Raw genomic sequence first — 21,338 nt, forward strand, 5'->3', positions numbered from 1 at the left:
AATGCTAATCCTTTCTCATTAAAATTACGTGTTTTTACGTATTGCTTTTATTTTTAAAATAAATTTAATTTGGAAACTAACTATAAATCTAAGCAGTATAAATTTAATGATATTTACTAGTTAGCTGCAAGGCTAAGAGACCACACATAACGAGCAACATGACAGAACTAAATCCTAAATTATTAGACACAGACGAATTCCTTGAAACGGATTTGGACTCCTCTTTGAATGGAACCAAATCTAAAGGAACTTATAGTCCTATGCAGTTCGTAATAAGACTCCGTGATGATATTCATAATGCATTAAAAAAGGACGACATGAGTTTTGAGAGAATTCAGGCTTTTTCGACATTTATGCACGAGAATATTCATTGGTGGCAACATGTAGGTTCTCATTTAGGTTTTCTAACAAGTCTAAGCTATCCAGCCCTTGCTCATTCAGCTCACCAAGACTTGAACATACTAGTAAAGAGAAATGAAAAGTTTAAATCGATAGTTGAATATGATAAATATTATTATTCAACGACAGGAAAGCACGACAATCAGGAAGTTAATCGAATTCTAAATAATTATCATGATATAATTTATGCTAAAGCCTTTATCCTTGATAACAAGAATATTCATAAAATAGTAACTGATAAACGCTTTTTCCTTCACATGGGGCATTGCTTTCATATATTGTGGTCATCTTCAATAAATACTCTTGCAGCTTCAATAGACAGAGAATATAGCTTTCTCCCGCAAGTTAACGAGTGGCACAAAAGATTTCAACAGTTAGAAAAGGATAAAGTTCAAGGCTTTTTTATCGATTCAAGCATGGGAATTTCACCGCTTGGGACGAGAGCTATTTATGAAGGTCAAGCAAGATTTAATCAACTCCAATATTTAGCAATTGCTTCGGAAAATAAATATTTGTATAGTGATTTTGAGAAACTCGGAATGCTGCATGGTATATACATTGAAGCTTTCGACCTCTTTTTGAAAATTACACAAATTGACCGACCAGACAATTTGAACAATTCTATTATTGGTTTATTCTTATTGCTCTGTGATATTTCGATTAACCCAACTGACGGTTTTCCTCATGAAATCCTGCATTACGAATCCTTCATTATTTCAAATGACCCCGGAATAAGATTCATAATGCTTTGTCAAGCAGTAAAAAAGGAAAAGACAAAATGGACTCAGGCGGTTAAAGAATATTCAAGAGATGAATACATAAACCTTTGTGAGCAACTATGCAAAGAAATAGTTTGCTTCACACCTCTTTATGGGAGTGCAATTGTCGCAAAATGGTCTGAGAACAATGAATCAATTCGAAATCTACTTTCAGAGGAAAGCGAAATGAAGTTCAAACCTGAAAACTTAGCAATAAGGCTTTTCGCAGCAAAATACATTCGATTCCAACAAGACAAATTAAAATATCCAAGCATTTTCTGTTGGACAGGAAAATCCATGACAAGTGAGGCAAGCAAGGAGCTTAATCTTGAACTTGTAGAAAAAATCTTCAATAGACATAGAGCATTATTCATTGACGACAATGGTGGAGAAATAAGACCAATGATTTTTGATAACTATTCAGAACAGAATACTGTAGACACTTTCCAATCATTTTATACTTACAACACCACATACGACATGATTATGAAGTGGATAAAAGAAAAAGGAGAATTTAACTACGATTATAATTGGTTAACATCAAATCATAAAGACGAAGAAATGAAGGAGTGGATAAGAAATAATTTCAGAGACGCATTTAGCATTTTTCCTGAAGAACTTAAGGTATTATGAGACGACTTGAAAACCACGAAGAAAGAAGCCCAGCAGCTAACAGCCGTTTTGCAAAAGCGGGTGTTTCGTGCTTCTATGACAGTGAAGTGCTGAATTTAAGCTTTGTGCATCTAATAAAGTTTAGTGCTGAAAATCCCCGCCTTCGCAAAGCGGCAAAACGTTGTGTGTCATGCTAACAGACAGATAATAAGAAACAAAACTTAAACAAATACTTTTAGATTTTATGAATTTCACTCATTACGACTTAGGAAGAAAAGAAAGGGGACAAATTGTAGAAATTACTTTATCAGGTAGTGCTGCTAATGTAAGACTAATGGACAGTTCAAATTTTCAAAATTATCGAAATGGTAGACAACATAGATATTTTGGAGGTTTGGCAAAACAATCACCAGTTCGACTTTCTATTCCAAGCACTGGTAATTGGCACGTAACTGTGGATATGCAGGGTTTAAGAGGAAGTGTACGCTCAAGTATTAGAATGATACCAAGTGCTTTACCCGAATTTAGACAACCAGCATTATCAACAGTTCCTTCATTAGTACATAAAAATGATGAATATCCTCTCGACAATTCAAACGAAGCTGATAAACAATATGATGTATTTATCTCTCATGCTTCCGAAGACAAGGATGAAGTAGTTAGGCCGTTAGCTCAAGCATTAAAAAGTGAAGGACTTTCAGTTTGGTATGACGAGTTTGAACTAAAAATTGGAGATAGTTTGAGACGGAAAATTGACAAGGGACTAGCTAATAGCAAGTTCGGAATTGTGGTTTTATCAAAAGAATTTATAAGAAAAGGATGGACAAATTATGAACTTGACGGAATAATAACAAAATCAGTAAGTGGAGAACAAATAGTTTTACCTATTTGGCACAACATTACAAAAAAAGAAGTCATCGCCTTTAGCCCTTCATTGGCTGACAAGTTGGCGAGAAATACTTCTTCATATACTGTTGAAGAAATTGCAAGTGAAATTGCAGAAGTTATACAAAACTCATGAAAAAATAACGGACACACAACATTAGTTAGGCAATATGGCAGCAGAAGTGGTTCTATAAAACATTTGAGCAAATTTTAACAGCAGTAATTCTATTGAACTTTTGTGCTAAAAATCCACCACATCTCCAAACCATAAAACGTTCACCTATATTATTGTGACGAGACAAAAAACAATAAAAAAACATCAGAATATGAATATGGATTTGACATCAGCAGCAATAGCAACTCTAATTTCAAGTGGAATAGCAACTTCAGTAACACTTTTTATAAATAGAGGAAATAATTTAAAAAATTTGAATGACCAATTAGATAATATCTTAAAAATTTCAATTCAATATCCATATTTAGAAAATCCAAAATTCACAAATACTTGGAACGAAAACAGAGATTCATCGGATGAAATTTATTTAAGGTATGACAATTATTGTAATTTAGTGTTTAATTACATTGAACGAATATGTAAATATTATAAATATGATGAAACTAAAATACAAAACCATATAAACATCAGAAGTTGGATCAGGGTACATAAAGATTGTTGGAATAATCCTTCTGTGCCATATGAAAACTCAGATTGTTATTCAACAGAACTAAAAAACTTAATAAATAGATTTTTACAATGATAAGACGAGCATTAATAATATATTGCGACGATACTGAATCTGGAGAACTTCCAGGTCCAAGTAAAGACAATTCAAATTTGAGAAATTACCTAACAAGTTTAATTGGTGGTGAATGGGAACCAAGTGAAATAAAATCTTTACGCAACCCAACAATTGATCAAGTAAAATCAGCTGTAAATAATTTTTTGAACACAGCTGATTATACTTTTACTGTCTTCTCTGGGCACGGATGGATAAATACAAATGAAAATAATACTCAGTATTTAGAAGTTGGTGATGGAGATATATCAATTTATGATTTGGAAACTAAAGCAGATAGACAAACCATAATAATTGATTCATGTAGAGGATATATCAGTCCATTAAATGAATCACTTTCTAAAGGTCTTGGAAGAGCTGTTGAGAGTTTTTCAAGTAGGTCAAGTTCGACAAGACAATTATTTGACAATATTGTTATGAGGGCTGAAGAAGGTATTTCAGTCTTATTTTCTGCAAGTGAGAATCAGTCTTCTTCTGACAGTGAAAAAGGCGGAGCATATATATATTCACTATTAGCCGTTTCAAGAAATTGGTTCAAAAATGATAAAACAAGTAATATCTTTACAGTTAAAAACGCTCATCAATCAGGAATATTATTTATGAAAGATAATTTCAATACAAAACAAAAACCAGTTATGATGCCAGAAAAGAGAATGAGATATTTTCCATTATCAGTAAAATTTACACCTGTAAAATTTTAACATCCGCTAACTCACGTTTGGCGCAATTGGGAATTTTATATTTACAAAAATAATCGGTTCCGAAGTTTACAAAAGTCGCAAATCCTCAGTACGCTAGCAAAAATTTAAACACCAACAGGAGAATTCAATAACTTAACGCATAAAAAATGAAAATAAAACTTTGCTATATATTTATTTTATTACATACACTTGTAAGTTGTCAAGAAAATGTAATCATTAATGATTTAAAATTTTCTAATTATTCAGGTAATATAAAAAAAGTCACAGAAATAATTACTTTTTCAAATCAAAATATTGACAAAAGTATATCATATTATGACAAAGATGGATTTTTAGTAAAAATCGAATACTATAATTTAACTAAAAGTGAATCACCTAACGAAAGATTCTTAAATAAAATTATTAATTATAATTCAAAAAATAAAGAAAAACGATATTTTGAAAGTATTAATCCAGAAAATAATAAACTTGAAGCAGAAGGTTATTTTGAAAAAATTACCGATTCTTTATACAAGAGAGTTTCAAAATCTAATATTTACAATATATCGCTCAGTAAATTGTTTTATTTTGATAAAAGCAACAAAATTATAAAGACAGAAGAAACCGGAAATTTTAAACAATCGAAAATTAATAATACAATTACATATTCTTATAGTAATTCAGAAAAAGAAGAGATCGTTGTAGAAGATTTGATTAATAATAAAAAATCAACACTTTTTTATGACAACATTAAACTTGACCATAATTTTAATTCTATCTATGAAGAATTATTTGATAACGGTGGAGTTTTTCAACAAAAAATAGAACGAGAATTCGAATATTATTAATTAGAAGACTTATGCTGACCGTAGTCTAGGGTTATACCATGAGAGAAACTACAAACCATCAACAGATTAACAAATGAGACAATCATTACTTGACCTTATAGAGAAAACAATTGTTTATCAATATGACTTGCCAAATCCGAAAGCAGGAATAAGTAAGACTATTGTTTCAGTTGACAATGACCAATGTTTCAAATCAATAAACAAAAACGACTTTACAGAAATTATTTATAACTCCATATTAGAATATTCATTTAACGAATTTGAAATTGAGAACAAGGACTATGACAAGTTACACTTCATAGCCTTGCAAAAAAGATTAAAATACAACCCAGATTTAGACCTTGACCAAAAAATAAAATATGGCTTTTTAGGAGAGGTAATTTTGTTTAGTGTGTTGTATGTTTTATTTAAATCTCAACCATTGATTGCAAGAGGATACTTTTATAATCCATTAGAAAATTCAGAAACAAAAGGATATGACTCTTACCATTTGATTGAAAATAATAATAAAACGGAACTTTGGTTTGGAGAAGTAAAATTTCATAAAAACTATAAAACTGGAATAGATAGTATTTTTAAAAATATTGACAAAGCTATTTCTGATGAATATTTGAAAACAAATGTATTTGCAATTTCAAACCAAATTAATAACCTCCACTATAAAGGCTCTAAGATAGAAACGGTAATAAAAGTTTGGGAAGAAAATCCTTATTTATCTATAATTGATGAGCTTAGCCAACATAATATGAAATTGGTTTACCCAATGATGTTATTGTACGAAGAAGACGATTTAGGTTATGATGATAGCATTAAAAATATTCCAAAATACATTCAAGAAAAATACACAGCGAGTACTTTCAGCATAACAGTTGACTACTCTATTTTTTTTATTTTGGTTCCAATGAAAGACGTAAAAGCAATTAAAGAAGAAGTAATCAAATGGATAGAATTGAAGAAACCACTAATGTCCTAAGACAAATCAATAAATTCAATTCAAAAGAAATATCTGATGATATTCTTATTAAATGCGTATGCGATTATTTCAACGAAATAAAAAATGATTCATTAAACCAATCTGACTTAAAATTTCTAAAGTATATTTCAAATGTTGCTGGAATACCGCATTACTTCGACATATTGAATAGCCAATTCAATCAAGCAACAGACATAGAAGAATATAATTTAAACACTTTTTCCTCATTACTTTACGAAAGTACTTTACACACAAATGAGAATTTAAAAGTCCATAAATATCAAATGAAGATTATGGATTTGTTTCAAACTGGAAAATTGAATAGGTATTTTTTATCAGCAAGCACATCATTTGGAAAAACACATATTGTTTTTGAAATCATTAAAAAAATGAACTATGGGAACGTAGTTTTAATTTTTCCAACTATTGCTTTGCTTTCCGAAAATTTAGAAAAATTAATATCCGATGACAACTATGAATATTTTAGAAGCAAGTACAAAATTCATACTCTAAGTGAAGTAACTGAATTTGAAGAAAATAATTTATTCATTTATACCCCTGAACGATTCTTGTCGTTTAAAGAAAAAAATCCAACAAGTGTAGTCTTTAACTTCGCTTTTATTGATGAGATTTATAAAATTGACAACGAATATTTACTTGATGAAGAAGTAAAAGAAAATGAAAGAGATGTTGCATATCGTTTGTCAGTGTTTTACGCTTTAGAAAATAATGTTGATGTTTTATTAGCTGGGCCATATATAGACTTTTATGATTCTCAAAAAACAGGATATAATGACTCATTTGATAAATTTCTGATTCAAAACGAAATTGAATTAATCAACTACAATCAGTATGAAATTGTAAGCAAATCATATGAAGATATTAAGTCAAAAAAGCATATTGATGTTGATAAATTTTTAGAATTTGATTTTGAGACAAATAAGAAGACAGATAGACTAATTGAAATTGTCAAAAAAATAAAAGAAATAAACGAAAATACAATCGTTTACTGTTCGACGAGAAATTACACAGAAACCTACGCTACAACTCTTTTAGAGTCAGATGTTTTCAATGATCATTCAGATAATGATTATTCAGATTTCATTAAACATATATCTAAAAATTTCAGCAGAGATTGGACAATAATAAAAGCATTGCAAAAGGGAATTGGAGTTCACCACGGTTTAATACCAAAGTATATTCAAAAAGAAATTATATCATTATTTAATTCTGGACAGCTAAAAGTGTTGTTGTCAACGACAACCATTACAGAAGGCGTAAATACTTCTGCTAAAAATTTAATTGTATTACACAGTAAAAAAGGAGATAAAGAACTTAAGAAATTTGATGCCAAAAATATTGCTGGAAGAGCCGGTAGGTTTTTATATCATTATTCTGGAAGAGTAATAGTACTTCAAAACGATTTTATGAAGGCAATTGAATCCGAACCCGAAGGAATAAAACATAAAAACTATGATTTACAAGCACCAAAAGACGAAATAGATTTGTTCTATTCCAAGGACGAATTTCTCTCACAAGCTGACCAAGATAGAAAAACAAATATAAAAGAAGAACAAGAAAGGAGAGGAATTCCTGATGAGATATTCAACTTATACAAAGTTGTTAGTAGGCTTGATAAGATTACACTTTACGATGAAATTAAAAAATTATCGGTTTCAGAAATAGAATCAATTAAAACACTTATTAAAATTATTAATTACAAATTGGACATAGACTATGATGGCTTTCAAGTTATCTTGAAAGTAATTCGTCCAATAGTAAAAAATCAGAAATTAATATTTTTAATCGACTATAAAGGGTTGAATGGAGAGTTTTCGACACTCACTCATTTATTGCATTTTTATTTGACTGGCGGTTTTATTGGCTCTATTAAGTATAAGATTTCTCAAAATGTAAAAATTGATAAAGCCATTTCAGACACAGCCGAATTTGTTTATAACACATTGAAGTATCAAGTTGTAAAATATCTTGGGGTTTTCAATATTATGTATCGTTTTATACAAGCTCAAGATAATGCCAAAGAATTTGAAGACATTGCAGGTATTGACAGACTTTTATTAAAACTTGAATATAATGCTTTGACAGAAAACGGACGAATTGCAAGTGATTATGGAGTGCCTTCAAGTGTTTTAGAATATTACGAAAACGAAGAAAAATCGAAAGACACTAAAGCTAATTTTGACAATTACGAAATGAAAATATTTGACAGAATAGAAACAATTATTAACGGAACAGATAAAAGCACAAACGAATAGAAGTAGTTTGGAGAAGTGTAGGTTCAGTACTTAATTGAATTTCTGTTTTCAAAAAAAAATTAGCACTAATACAAACTTAAATACATCTAAATAAAAAACAATCCATTAATTAAGTATTTTATAACAGAATCAAGAATCTAATACATTTTTTGAAATATTATATAAAATGATAGACAATATTAAACAAAAATCATTTGCAATCATAATCGCTATTGAAGACTACAGATTCTCTGATGAAAAAACAGGAATAAACTCTGTAAAATATGCACGTAATGATGCTTCCAAATTTAAAAAATTACTCAAAGAAGATTTTGGACTTTTAGAAGAAGATATTTTAATGTGGACTGATAAAGATGCAACAAAATCAGCTTTAGAGGATGAATTGAAATATCATATAAGGCAGTTAACTAAAGAAAATAGATTCTATTTCTATTATGCTGGTCATGGATTTTATCAAAATGGATATAATAAATTAACCTGTTGGGATTCACATCCTGATAATTTAGACGGAACAACAGTCTCTATTAAAGAGATTCTTCTTGACCCATTAGAAGCATCAGAATGTACACAAAGTTTAATATTTTTAGATTCTTGCTCAACCTATCTAAAAAATAATATAGTTGCAAGAGACCTAATTTCTAATTTCAATAATAGAGAACTAGAAAATTTTCTTAAATCAGAAAAATATCATGCAATATTCATGTCATGTTCTCCTGGAGAAAAATCATACCCGAATGATGTGTTAAAGCATGGTATTTGGACATGGCATTTAATTGAAGCTTTGAAAGGAAATGTTCCAGAAGTAATACTTAAGGATGAATTTATTACCGACACAACCCTTAAAAATTATTTAAGTGATTCTGTGCCTAAATATATAACACAAAAAACAATATTCAGAAATACTCAAAAACCATTTGCTAAAATCAATTCTTCAAATGATTTTTTAATTAGAAAGATTGAAAAACCTGAGTTAGAAATAAATCAAGAGTTTCCTAAACTTAGTCTTAAATTTGACTCAATAACTCTGAGAAGAATTATAATTTTAGATATTAGAAGTGCTCAAGGTTTCAAAAAAAATCATTTTATTCCCGAAAAAAATAGTCCTTCGGGAAATAGTTTTATTCAAAGTCTATTTGAACAAGAATTAAAAGATGAAATTCAAGAAGTTTATGTGAATACTAAAGAAGTCTTATCATTTAGAAAAAGACAAATTGAGTATGGTGCAGAATCTGGATATGGAAATGTTGAAAATGATGTTTTTAGGTTTTTTATAGAAATAGAACAAAATCCTCTTGATCCAAGTCAAGCTAAAGTAACTAGAAAATTACAAATTAGAGTTAATAGGAATCAACTCCCTGAAAACTTTGATGATATTTTTCCTAATCAAATCGATGAAATTGTTATACCTATTGAAGGAAATATTGATTTTGATGAATTAGTAGAAAAATTTGAAAATCTTGCTGATGAGGATGGAGGTAAGCTTAGTGATAATGAATTAAAAGGAGAAATAGAATATCAAACATATAGCGGGCTTTCCATAAAAATTAGTACGAAGAATATGGAATTAATTATTAATCCTAACAGAGACATGAAATGTTTGGAACTTATAGATTCATCAATTGAAGGATTAAAAAAAATATCTGGTACATCTATAAAATTTTTGAATTAAACTCAAAATAAATATATGGTAAGACACTTAATATTACACTTACAACAGTAGAAATTTGCTATGTTAATTTACGCAATAACATCTGCATAAATATTATAACGATGATACTTTACTCAAATTAAGTATAAATACGCATTGACAATTGATTACATTATCAATAATTTTCAAGAAATTTTAATAATGAATCAAAACCCAATCATAAACTGTCATACACATATTTTTACAGGTGAAAATATTCCACCTTATATTGGAAAAAAATTCATGCCTGCTATTTTATATAGACTTCTCACAGTTCCTCTTATTATTGGAATTTGTAAATTTTGGTTTACCAGTAAATATAGTCCCTACAAGTCTAATTTTAGTTTTCAAAATAGTAATTTAAAAAAAAACTTGGTAAAACTTAAACTCTTCTGGCAAAGTATCTGGTTAATTAGGACTTTAGTCGATTTAATTGGTTTTATATTAGTAATATTTTCATCTTACATTCTATTCAAATATTTCTTTAAAGAAATAGAATTACTTGAATTTTTATTAGTGAAACTATACCAAATTAAACTGTTTGAGTGTCTAAAAATAGATGCTTTACAAATATTTATAATAATTTTTACATTAATTGCTATACCATATGGGCGAAAAATAGCAATGATGATATTTAGAAACTCCAAAAAATTCTCATTGTTATTCATTAATGAAGATCAACTAAAATTCATTACTAGATATATCAGCATTGGAAGATTCGCTTACTACAAAGAACAAAAAACAATTTTTAAAAGATTAAAAGACCAATATCCAAAAGACACACAATTTGTCGTACTGCCTATGGATATGGAATTTATGAGATCTGGTGATGTAAAACCTGAAGGGAATTACCAAACACAAATGGAAAAATTAAAAGAGCTAAAACAAAAAAATCCTCAAATAATTCATCCATTTGTTTTTGTAGATCCCAGAAGAGAAAATGTCGGCTATGCAGATTTTTTTAAATGGAGAAACAACAACGGCAAAGTAGTATTAGAAGAATGTTTCATCAAAGACTACATTGAAAAAGAAAATTTTGCAGGATTTAAAATTTATCCTGCATTAGGATATTATCCATTTGATGAAAAATTACTTCCTCTTTGGAAATATGCTGCGGATAATAATTTACCCATCATGACACATTGTATAAGGGGTACTATTTTTTATAGAGGTTACAAAAGAAAAGAATGGTACTATCATCCAATCATAAAAGATGTTAAAATTCCTGATGAATACATGTTATTGTCAAAAAGCAAAAACATTGATTTCACAGTTGACTTCACACATCCATTGAATTACCTATGCTTGTTGAACCCTTTTTTACTAAAAGAATGGATAAAAAAATGCAATAAACCTGAACTGTTTGAATTATTTGGTTATTCGGAAGCAACTGATAGCATTAGTTCTGATTTAGCTAATTTAAAAATTTGTTTTGGTCACTATGGTGGGGATGATGAATGGAAAAAATTTTTAGAAAGAGATAGAGATAATTATTCACACAAAATGTCCAATAACTCAAATGGTATTGAATTTCTCAATCCTCAAAACCCAAATCTATCATATGGTGGATTAATGGATATTTGGAAAAATGCAGATTGGTATACTATAATTTCTAGTTTAATGATGCAATATCCTAAAGTTTATGCCGATTTAAGCTACATCATCCACGACCAAGAAATTATACCACTATTAAAGCATACCTTAAGAAATGAGTCATTGAAAAATAAAGTATTATTTGGCACCGATTTTTATGTAGTTCGCAACCATAATTCGGAAAAAGATTTACTTGCTCAAACAATGTCTAATTTGTCTTCTGAGGAATTTGATTTAATTGCCAGAAATAATCCAATAAATTATTTAAAAAACTAAACCGTAAAGCTATGATGTACAAAATTAAACCAAACGATAATTTATCAAAAATTGCCAAAAAATTTAATTGCACTGTGGAACTATTAATGGCATTCAATCCAACAATTAAAAATCCAAATCATATATATGTCAATCAATTAATTAAGATTCCTAATCTTGAAGATGTACCTGGACCAATAATCATAACCGAGACAACTGATGTTTCTTTATTTATGAACAGAGCAAAATCAGCTATTGGAAAAGGCATAAGATATAAATTAGGTTCTGGAGGCATGAAGCCTGAATTAAACCTACCAACAGCTGATAAAAAATGTGATTGTAGTGGTTTTGTTTGTTGGGTATTTAAAATTTCTAGAAAAACAGATATTCCATTTTACCAAAAATTTGGAGGTTGGATTTTTACAGATTCTATGGAAGCTGATATAAAAAGTGTTTCAGGTATATTTAACAAAATTGATACACCTGAAGTAGGTTGCATTGTGGTCTATGGAGCAGGAAATAAAATTGGTCATGTAGGAATTGTTTCTGAAATAAAAAACGGCAAAATGACTAAAGTAATTCATTGTAGTTCAGGAAATGACAAAAAATATAATGATTGCATTCAAGAAACATCCCCAACTGTATTTAATAGACCAGATATTCTATGGGGTCGATTTACAGATCTTATATAATTCTATTTTTTTCATAATTTTTAAATTTAAGAACTTTTAAAAACAATCAAAATTTTAATTTTTTATTTCTTATTTTTACAATTAGAAAAAACACAGAAATATTTATTAATCAAGTTCTATTCCTGAACACGAAATTGAACACGATTTTATAAAAAACTAGTAAATTTTGGTCTCGGAAGCCCAGTAAATAGGTTTAAAATTTACTGATTGCCGAATTCATAACCCCGAAGATCATGGGTTCAACTCCCATTCTCGTTACAAGTTTTTTAAAAATCGAAAAGTTAGATTTTAAGCATAATTAGAGCAATTTTATTCTGCTTTTTTATGTCTAATTTTTTATGATATTTGCAAAGTGAACACAATTTTGAACACGTTTTGAAAGAAAAGAAAAAATAATCAACGTCATTAGAAAATGATTGAATTTTATTCTTAAAATTATTCAATATCATCTTGTAAATCAGAATCTATTGGAGAATAATTTTTTGATGCTAGAAACCTTCCAAATGCCATATAAGACATACAACTTTCAATAGTTTATAAAACAAAAAAATGAGCTCAAAATTGCGCTCATTCTTACTACTTGCATTATTTAATATTTTAAAAAAAATCTAATCAATTTATAATAATTGATTTTTGAATAGTTGAATCAATTATTATTGAATAAATTCCTTTAGCAAAACTTAAATCTGTAAAATAAAAATTATTATTCCCCTCGATTAAATAAATAGATTTAGCAAACAGAACTTTACCAGAATAATCAATTATTTTAATTTCAGTCGATTTATTTTTTGAAGAAAAAAATGTAATTGTAATATTATTACCATTAGAAGGATTAGGATACACTGTAATTGACTCTTTATGTAAAGAAAATAACGCATTTTCTAGAGTGTAGTCATTAAATACTCCTAAACTCAAATTATAATAAGTCCCAGAAACAACATTCTCCAACTTTATAGCTCGAACCATATAAGTTTTACTAAATGTTTCTATTGCACCCACATCAGTAAATGAATTTGTTGTAATAATTGTAGGAGTAATTCTATCATAAAACCCAGTTGTGTTATTTTTCTTATATACATAATACCCCAAAATAACATCAGGTGAAATAGACCAAGTTAAAATAACATTCCCACTCGAATTTGTTGCCAAAACATTAGATACGGGTGCCACAATATCATTTTTTAGTGTTGGATCACCAATTAAATTTTGATGAATACTTCTTGAATAATAATTAGTTACATAAGTATTAGAATTATTCTGACTATTTTTTGCAGACAAACCAATGTTTTCACCTAAACCCATTAAATGAAAATGCCAATGAGGTCTTCCTGTCCATACAGAAACTAATGCTGTTCCAGAAGCAAGTGAAGATCTCATAAAGTTATTTTGCGAATCCCAATCACCAAAATAACTCCCGAAAAACAAATTAAAAATAGACTGAGGATTACTTGTTGTAAAATTATTTGAGTCTCCAACCCCACTAATTGAATTATAATAACCACCTCCACAAGCAAATGCCCATTGATAAGAATTTGATGGCAAAGTAGAAAAATAGTCTAAATTACTTATATTAGTAGAACCAACAATACTAGACAACCTCCAACCATTTGAAGCAAATGCTTCACCACCAAAAGCGCCAAAGTTATCATCAATTAAAACTCTTTTATTAACACTAAAATTTTTCACTCTATAATTATGATTCTTTTCTAGATAGCTTCTTAATAATTCAGTTTCTGAAATTGAAAATACTGGAAGATTATTAAAATCTACCCTACCAATTTGTAAATCTATATCTGAAGGAATTACATTATTATCAAACTTTCCATCACCTGGAATATTCTTATTTTCATTTCTATTTGCACCAACATTATTAACCGAAGTATCAGTCCAATTCCCATTAATATCTGCATAATATAAATCAGTTGGCCAAGCACCTAAATGATCTGGAAGATGTCCATCTGGCGCAATATTTCCAGAATATGGCACAACTACATGTCCTAAAATAAAAACAGCTTTTGTATTAACTGGATCTGAATTATAATCATTTTGAATAACTGTCTTTACAGAAGTAACAGAACTCCCACTTGGTATATCATGTCGCAAAACAATCCAACCTTCACCTGTCAAATCATCAATAAGTCTATTTATTTCCAAAATTAATGAGGGAGCATGAATTTCATCTATCAAAAGAATGAGTTTTCCTTTATTCTCAATAGCAGGTACTTCAATTCCCGCATATATTGATGACTCTGCATTTACATTTGAAACTTTTTTAATTTTATATTCAAAACTACTACCTAATACAATATTTTCATCTGTATAATTAGTTGTGTTACCTGGAAGATTACTTGCAAGAACAGACCACACATTTGAATTTATCTGCTTTCTAAAAATATTATAACTTGTTGCGTTAACATCTAAAGGCCATTTTAATTTAATTCCAAGTGGAGAATTAACTATTTCTGTTGATATTTGAATAGTATAATCTTTAGGAGTTTGTGCATTAGAACTAATAAAAAAAAGCATTAACACTAATAACGTTTGTATTTTATTTTTCATAATTATTTAAATATTAAAATTGTTATTCTAGAATGTAGATAAAGTGAACTTATCTCAAATAAACCATTTTAGATAATGTTGCCTTACCCCAATTATAATTTTCACCTAAAGAATCCCACATATTGAACCTAAAAGTATTTAAAGAGTTATTATGAGTTTCAACATACCCATTAAGGGAGTAAGTTATGTATCTGTCAATTGAAGAACTTGTAAAATTTTCAACATAATGATTAAAAACAGTAACCATATTTGCATTTTCATTAATATTAAATGAAAATTTTCTTGAACCTGCAACTTCTTCAGAACCATTCTTTCTAAATGTAATTCCATAATATCCGATTGGATTTGTAAAAGAAGAAACTCCAATTGGAACAGAATAGTCTATTATTATTATTGCTTCTTTGTTTGCAGGAATAAAAATTGTAGTTGATAAACCTAAATTAATGTTGTTTACTATAGTTGAGGTATTTATTAATACGTCAATATTACTTGAGGCTATTACCGAACTTATCTCTGAAATTAACAAAGGGTTATACTTACCAATATTTCCTAAATTATCAGATGCTAAAAATTCAGAACTTATTAGATAAGGAAGATTACGAATCCTAAGTTCCCCATTAACATCTAAATCTTTTGTTGGATTAGTTGTATTTATTCCTATTTGCGCGAAACTTAAAGTAGTAAAAAGTAAATAAGCAACATTTATAATTAGTATATTCTTCATAATTTATTAAATTTATTTTTATAGTTATTAGCATTACAAAAATGCTTTGTCACAATAATTGTTAATAGTGAAAAGATATGAGTTAAAATAAGCACTAAAAAAAAATGAGTTATTAAAATTATTCTTTCATTTATTTCATATGAATTTCCGCTATATAAAATAATTATTGATAATAAAATAATTATAAATGAATAAAATAAAATTAAAAATATTAACAAAAAAAAGAAAATTTCATTTTTTGTAAACCATTTAAAACTAATTTGGTTTTTTAATTTAAACTGGAAATAATGATAATAATATAAAACTAATAACAGAGTAATTATTAAACTATTTTTTCTTATATCAATAAACAAATTATTTATTTTAAAACCATAACAAAAAACAAATTGAAATAAAGATGAAAAACAAAACATTAAAACAAAACACTTTTTATTAAATTTTTTCATTTTTATAAATATAATTAATGGAGAAGCTGAAAATAGAAAATTATTTAAGATTAATTTTTCTAAGCTTTCTACTTTGAATATTTCCCCCAAAATATCCAATTAATTTTTTGGTAAATTAAAGCTTCTCCATAAAATTAATAATACTAATTTATCTATCTTTTTAAAAAAAATATTTTAATAAAATTTGTTCTATTAGATTATTTTAATTCATTATTTACTTATATGAAAATTATTAAAAGAGGAGCTGTCAAAAACTATCGTACCCCTACAACAACGTTAATGACATTAATCTCCTCTTTAAAAACAAACAATTACAAACTCTTTATGATAAACATACTTCTTCTATTTTTTTGATGTTGTTCTTCAGTACAATTAGATTCGTTAGTAGGTTCACAACCACAATCGTTTACTAATTGCGATTCTCCATAACCTCTACCAGTTAATCTATCAGCTGCAATTCCATTTTTAATCAACCATGCAATGGTAGATTTTGCTCTTCTGTCTGAAAGAGCAAGGTTGTAAGCTGCAGTTTGACGACAATCAGTATGAGAACGAACATCAATTTTTACAGTTGGATTTTGTGTCATAAAAATTAAAACTTTAGCTAATTCCACAGCCGCATCTGGGCGAATGTTTGATTTGTCTAGGTCAAAGTAAATAATATCTATATTTAAAGCTGTATTTATAGAATCTCCAATTTTTAGACGTTTCTCGGTTAACTCTAAAGCTACTTTTGAATCGGTTACTCCAGATTCATTTGGAATAGTAACAGAGATTTCATTGGTGTTATAAGTTGGTTTTTCGGCTCTAATTTTAAGTTTTGTATCACAATCTACTTTACCAAAGTCATATTTCCCTTGTGCATCAGAAGTTAGTTCTTTTAATTTGTTTTCTGAAGAATCATATAAAACCACTCTTGCATTATCAATAGGTTCTTGCGATTCTTCATCCACTACAATTCCGGTTAAAAGCTGTTCGCAATCTTTTGGAATAGGCAAAATTTCAGTGAATTTATAAATATCATCATAGCCTAAATTATCTTCTTTTCTGTTAGAAGAAACAAAACCGTTTTTAGTTTTATTGTCAATTAAAAAGGCAAAATCGTCCATTTTACTATTCACAGGCTCACCAACGTTTTTAATACTTCCAACACTTCCATCGTCTTTTAATTGGGTCACAAAAACATCTAATCCACCCAGTCCTGGATGTCCATCTGAAGCAAAATATAATTCGTTGTTATCAGTAACGTATGGAAAAGTTTCTCTACCTTCAGTATTAATTTTATCACCTAAATTCTCAGGTGTTCCATAACTTCCGTCAGCATTAATACTTACTTTAAAAATATCAGATTGCTCACCGCCAATTGTTCCTGGCATATTTGAAGCAAAGTATAATGTTTTTTCATCAGCGCTTAAAGCCGGATGCGCCACACTATATTCATTACTATTGAATGGTAATTCAGTAACGTTCGTCCATTTGTCACCTTCTTTAGTGGCTTTGTATAATTTTAATAGAATAGTACGCTCGCTATCTCTGCCTTTTTTACCATTATTAAAATTATTACGAGTAAAATACATAGTATTTCCATCTTGGGTAAAGACCGCTGTAGATTCATGATATCTAGAACTTACACTTTTAGAGAATTTCTCTGGCGACTCAAAGTTTCCGTTATCGGTTACTTTTGCACCATATAAATTAGTATAGGATTGATTGGTCCAACTGTGTTTTCTACTACTGATGCTTCCTGTATCTCTTGCCGAAGCAAATACTAATTCATCTTTATAAAAGGCAGTTCCGTAATCAGAAAATTCTGAATTAATTCCTGCATTTTGAATTCGATATCTGCCTGAATTTTTCTTGATTTCTGCTAAATAATCTTTTTGAGATTTAGCAATTCTTGCACGATTATCCGTTCCACTTTTTTGATAGAATTTTTCCATCATTTGGTCTGCTTTTTTATAATCGCCTACAGCTTTTAACGTTTGAGCATATCTAAAATACAATTCAGATTCAACCTCTTGATTCATAGCAAAAAGTTCGGTGTACCATTTATTAGCCTCTTCTAATTTCGACTGAAAGTAATAGGCATTACCTAATTTTTGAAAAACTTCTACAGATTTATGCCCCTTTTCGGCAACTTTTTCATAAGTTTTAACGGCATCCACATAAGCAAATTTGTCATAATTCTTATCTGCTTTACTTGTTTTTACCTCTTGCGCATTTACTAAAAATCCGTTTAGTAATAATGCGGCTATAACCACTATTTTTGTTCTCATGTTTTAATTTTTAGAAAAATCTTGGTGAAACAACTTTTTCTGTTTTGCCTTTAAACTCATAGCGTAAGAAAATTTCGTGCGAACCTGAATTATAGTTGGCAAGTTTGGTTGTTTCTGCATCGTAAGCATAACCAATCATCCAATTTTCGTTAACTTGAAAACCTGCCAATCCACTTAGTGCAGCATCCCAGCGCCAAGCAGCACCCAAAATAAACTTCTCATTGAACATAAAGTTTGCTGTTAAATCTAATTGTAAAGGAGCGCCACTTACTACTTTTGATAAGAAAGCGGGTTTGAATTTGATATTATCACTTAAATCAAAAACATATCCACCAATTAAATAATAATGCATTTTTTCTTTAGCTGTTGCTGAAAGATTGTCATCAAAATGTTCTGTTTCCAAAAAATTTGGAACCGATAATCCGGCATATAATTTATCTGAATGGAAGTAAATACCGGCTCCAATATTAGGAGAAAATTTATTGTCAATATTATTTTGAAATTGTGGATCTGTAGGGTCATAAATGTTTAGTTTGGTATAATCCACATTTAATAAGTTGGCAGTTCCTTTTATTCCAAATGACAATTTATAGGTCTCTGAAGTTGGAATAGTATAGGAGATGTCTGCGGAAATAGCATTTTCATCAGAAGGACCAATGCGGTCATTAACAAACGATATACCTATTCCAAAATTAGAATTATTAATAGGTGTGTTTATCGAAGCTACGTTTGTTACAGGAGCACCGTCTAAACCTACCCATTGAGTTCTATGCATTCCAAAAAGACTCATAACACCTCTGCTACCCGCATAAGCTGGATTGACATTGATAGTGTTGTACATATAATTAGTGTACTGAGAATCTTGCTGAGCAAAAGTCTGGTTAACATTCCCTAATGTTGCTATAAATAGCAACATTAGGATAGTTAATTTATTGTTGTTTTTAATAAATTGTTTCATAATGATTATTAATTACTTTGAAGGTATAAATAGCCTGCTTTTTCAATATTTTGCTGGTTTGTTCCATATAAGTCATACTCATATTTCAAAATATAGAAATAAGTTCCAGTTGGTAATAATTGATTAGGAGAAATTGTAGTTCTTCCTTCTGAATATCCTTTGAACGATTTATCAGTATTATTATAACCATTAGATTCATATACTAAAACACCCCATCTATTATAAATTTCAATAGTGTTATTTGGATAACATTCAATACCTTCAATTAAGAAAACATCATTTGATCCATCTCCATTTGCAGAAACTGCATTATAAACGGTTACATAACAAGCTAAGTAAACAGTTTGAGTATGCGTAGTTTGATTACCACATTCATCAGTTGCAGTCCATTCTCTTATTAAAGAATATCGATTACTACAATCTCCTTCAACTTCTGTTTCAGTATAAGTAACTGTTGCAGTTCCACAATTATCAATAGCTGTTAATGTTGGAGCTACAGGAATACCATCACAATTTGCATAGGCATCTTCAGGCAGTGTTTCTACAAATACTGGACCTGTTGTATCTTGTACATCAATGATTTGCGTATAACTTGTTTCATTTCCACAAGCATCGGTTGCTGTCCATGTTCTGAATAACTCATAGTTGTTTGCACAACTGCCATCGACTCTTTGCTCATCAAATACTACTGTTGCAATACTACAATTATCTGCTGCAATTAATGTTGGAACTGTAGGAATAAGATCACTACATTCTAATACTAAATCACTTGGCATGTTTCCTAAAAACACTGGTGCTGTTGTATCTTGAACATTGATAGTTTGTGTAGCTGTTGTAAAGTTTCCACAAGCATCTGTTATCGTGTATGTTCTTGTAACTACAATTGGACAAGTTCCTGCTGATGTGTCTGTACTTGTTACTACTAAAGTAGCATCTGAAGTACAAGCATCTGCAATAGTTAATCCCATTCCTTCTAACGCTGCCACAGTTGTAACTGCTGCTGGTGCAGCTGTTGCCGAACATCCCTCAGCTGTTGCTGGTGTGATTGTTCCTGTAACTACTGGAGCTGTTGTGTCTTGAACATTGATAGTTTGTGTAGCTGTTGTAAAGTTTCCACAAGCATCTGTTATCGTATATGTTCTTGTAACTACAATTGGACAAGTTCCTACTGATGTATCTGCACTTGTTACTACTAAAGTAGCATCCGAAGTACAAGCATCTGCAATTGTTAATCCCATTCCTTCTAAAGCTGTTACTGTTGTAACTGCTGCTGGTGCAGCTGTTGCTGAACATCCCTCAGCTGTTGCTGGTGTGATTGTTCCTGTAACTACTGGAGCTGTTGTGTCTTGAACATTGATAGTTTGTGTAGCTGTTGTAAAGTTTCCACAAGCATCTGTTATCGTATACGTTCTTGTAACTACAATCGGACAAGTTCCTGCTGATGTGTCTGTACTTGTTACTACTAAAGTAGCATCTGAAGTACATGTATCTGAAACTGAAATACCAAATAACACTTCTAAAGCTACTACTGTCGAAACAGGAGATGGTGCAGCTGACGCTGAACATCCTTGAGCCGTTGCAACAGGAATAGTTCCTGTTACTACTGGTGCAGTTGTATCTTGAATATTGATGGTCTGTGTCGCTGTTGTAAAGTTTCCACAAGCATCTGTTATCGTATACGTTCTTGTAACTACAATCGGACAAGTTCCTACTGATGTATCTGCACTTGTTACTACTAAAGTAGCATCTGGAGTACAAGCATCTGCAATAGTTAATCCTAATCCTTCTAAAGCTGATACAGTTGTAACTGCTGCTGGTGCAGCTGTTGCCGAACATCCCTCAGCTGTTGCTGGTGTGATTGTTCCTGTAACTACTGGAGCTGTTGTGTCTTGAACATTGATAGTTTGTGTAGCTGTTGTA

Annotated in this window: 15 protein-coding genes; 10 read left to right on the plus strand and 5 right to left on the minus strand. The window is 29.7% G+C overall.

Going from position 1 to position 21,338, the window contains the following annotated elements:
* The first annotated feature begins 158 nt into the window (after positions 1-158).
* The 10 genes from AAEO58_RS11010 (at position 159) to AAEO58_RS11055 (ending at position 12,455) form a co-directional block, all read left to right on the plus strand.
* Positions 159-1,790 carry a hypothetical protein gene (locus AAEO58_RS11010; protein WP_341683428.1) on the plus strand — a complete coding sequence of 544 codons (1,632 nt, stop codon included), beginning with the start codon at positions 159-161 and terminating at the stop codon, positions 1,788-1,790.
* Positions 1,791-2,013: 223 nt separating this feature from the next.
* On the plus strand, positions 2,014-2,790 hold the full coding sequence (locus tag AAEO58_RS11015) for a DUF1883 domain-containing protein (RefSeq protein ID WP_341683429.1): 777 nt from the start codon (positions 2,014-2,016) through the stop codon (positions 2,788-2,790).
* A 190-nt stretch (positions 2,791-2,980) separates the two neighbouring features.
* Positions 2,981-3,412 (plus strand): hypothetical protein, encoded by a 432-nt coding sequence (locus tag AAEO58_RS11020; protein WP_341683430.1) that lies wholly within the window; start codon positions 2,981-2,983, stop codon positions 3,410-3,412.
* On the plus strand, positions 3,409-4,152 hold the full coding sequence (locus tag AAEO58_RS11025; protein ID WP_341683431.1) for a caspase family protein: 744 nt from the start codon (positions 3,409-3,411) through the stop codon (positions 4,150-4,152). Before AAEO58_RS11020 ends, AAEO58_RS11025 begins: the two co-directional genes overlap by 4 nt.
* 146 nt (positions 4,153-4,298) lie before the next feature.
* The gene (locus AAEO58_RS11030; protein ID WP_341683432.1) at positions 4,299-4,979 is read left to right on the plus strand and encodes a hypothetical protein; all 681 of its coding nucleotides are present in this window, start codon (positions 4,299-4,301) and stop codon (positions 4,977-4,979) included.
* A 73-nt stretch (positions 4,980-5,052) separates the two neighbouring features.
* Complete coding sequence (locus AAEO58_RS11035) at positions 5,053-5,952, plus strand: HamA C-terminal domain-containing protein (protein ID WP_341683433.1); 900 nt, start codon at positions 5,053-5,055, stop codon at positions 5,950-5,952.
* On the plus strand, positions 5,919-8,228 hold the full coding sequence (locus AAEO58_RS11040; RefSeq protein WP_341683434.1) for a helicase-related protein: 2,310 nt from the start codon (positions 5,919-5,921) through the stop codon (positions 8,226-8,228). Before AAEO58_RS11035 ends, AAEO58_RS11040 begins: the two co-directional genes overlap by 34 nt.
* 166 nt (positions 8,229-8,394) lie before the next feature.
* Positions 8,395-9,897, plus strand: a complete 1,503-nt coding sequence (locus AAEO58_RS11045) for a caspase family protein (RefSeq protein WP_341683435.1) — start codon at positions 8,395-8,397, stop codon at positions 9,895-9,897.
* A gap of 180 nt (positions 9,898-10,077) precedes the next feature.
* Positions 10,078-11,784 carry an amidohydrolase family protein gene (locus AAEO58_RS11050; protein ID WP_341683436.1) on the plus strand — a complete coding sequence of 569 codons (1,707 nt, stop codon included), beginning with the start codon at positions 10,078-10,080 and terminating at the stop codon, positions 11,782-11,784.
* A gap of 11 nt (positions 11,785-11,795) precedes the next feature.
* Positions 11,796-12,455: a LysM peptidoglycan-binding domain-containing protein gene (locus tag AAEO58_RS11055; RefSeq protein WP_341683437.1), complete on the plus strand. Its 660-nt coding sequence runs from the start codon at positions 11,796-11,798 to the stop codon at positions 12,453-12,455.
* A gap of 612 nt (positions 12,456-13,067) precedes the next feature.
* Here the strand turns inward: AAEO58_RS11055 and AAEO58_RS11060 are convergent.
* From AAEO58_RS11060 to AAEO58_RS11080, 5 genes are all read right to left on the minus strand, one after another.
* Entirely contained in the window at positions 13,068-15,014 is a 1,947-nt protein-coding gene (locus AAEO58_RS11060; protein WP_341683438.1) for a T9SS type A sorting domain-containing protein, read from the minus strand.
* Between the two features lie 49 nt (positions 15,015-15,063).
* Complete coding sequence (locus AAEO58_RS11065) at positions 15,064-15,738, minus strand: hypothetical protein (RefSeq protein ID WP_341683439.1); 675 nt, start codon at positions 15,736-15,738, stop codon at positions 15,064-15,066.
* 757 nt (positions 15,739-16,495) lie between these two features.
* Positions 16,496-18,460: an OmpA family protein gene (locus AAEO58_RS11070; RefSeq protein WP_341683440.1), complete on the minus strand. Its 1,965-nt coding sequence runs from the start codon at positions 18,458-18,460 to the stop codon at positions 16,496-16,498.
* Between the two features lie 10 nt (positions 18,461-18,470).
* Complete coding sequence (locus AAEO58_RS11075) at positions 18,471-19,376, minus strand: PorP/SprF family type IX secretion system membrane protein (RefSeq protein ID WP_341683556.1); 906 nt, start codon at positions 19,374-19,376, stop codon at positions 18,471-18,473.
* A gap of 50 nt (positions 19,377-19,426) precedes the next feature.
* Positions 19,427-21,338, minus strand: a 1,912-nt coding sequence (locus tag AAEO58_RS11080) for a T9SS type B sorting domain-containing protein (protein ID WP_341683441.1), incomplete at its 5' end; no start/stop codon positions are given.

It is taken from the genome of Flavobacterium helocola (assembly GCF_038289885.1).
GTDB classification, from domain to species: domain Bacteria; phylum Bacteroidota; class Bacteroidia; order Flavobacteriales; family Flavobacteriaceae; genus Flavobacterium; species Flavobacterium cheniae.

Excerpts from the sequence above, each read along its gene's own strand:
- AAEO58_RS11010 (WP_341683428.1), top strand. The coding sequence starts at position 159 with ATGACAGAACTAAATCCTAAATTATTAGACACAGACGAATTCCTTGAA.
- AAEO58_RS11035 (WP_341683433.1), top strand. The coding sequence starts at position 5,053 with ATGAGACAATCATTACTTGACCTTATAGAGAAAACAATTGTTTATCAA.
- AAEO58_RS11030 (WP_341683432.1), top strand. The coding sequence starts at position 4,299 with ATGAAAATAAAACTTTGCTATATATTTATTTTATTACATACACTTGTA.
- AAEO58_RS11020 (WP_341683430.1), top strand. The coding sequence starts at position 2,981 with ATGAATATGGATTTGACATCAGCAGCAATAGCAACTCTAATTTCAAGT.
- AAEO58_RS11075 (WP_341683556.1), bottom strand. The coding sequence starts at position 19,376 with ATGTTGCTATTTATAGCAACATTAGGGAATGTTAACCAGACTTTTGCT.
- AAEO58_RS11040 (WP_341683434.1), top strand. The coding sequence starts at position 5,919 with ATGGATAGAATTGAAGAAACCACTAATGTCCTAAGACAAATCAATAAA.
- AAEO58_RS11050 (WP_341683436.1), top strand. The coding sequence starts at position 10,078 with ATGAATCAAAACCCAATCATAAACTGTCATACACATATTTTTACAGGT.
- AAEO58_RS11045 (WP_341683435.1), top strand. The coding sequence starts at position 8,395 with ATGATAGACAATATTAAACAAAAATCATTTGCAATCATAATCGCTATT.
- AAEO58_RS11070 (WP_341683440.1), bottom strand. The coding sequence starts at position 18,460 with ATGAGAACAAAAATAGTGGTTATAGCCGCATTATTACTAAACGGATTT.
- AAEO58_RS11055 (WP_341683437.1), top strand. The coding sequence starts at position 11,796 with ATGATGTACAAAATTAAACCAAACGATAATTTATCAAAAATTGCCAAA.
- AAEO58_RS11060 (WP_341683438.1), bottom strand. The coding sequence starts at position 15,014 with ATGAAAAATAAAATACAAACGTTATTAGTGTTAATGCTTTTTTTTATT.
- AAEO58_RS11065 (WP_341683439.1), bottom strand. The coding sequence starts at position 15,738 with ATGAAGAATATACTAATTATAAATGTTGCTTATTTACTTTTTACTACT.
- AAEO58_RS11025 (WP_341683431.1), top strand. The coding sequence starts at position 3,409 with ATGATAAGACGAGCATTAATAATATATTGCGACGATACTGAATCTGGA.
- AAEO58_RS11015 (WP_341683429.1), top strand. The coding sequence starts at position 2,014 with ATGAATTTCACTCATTACGACTTAGGAAGAAAAGAAAGGGGACAAATT.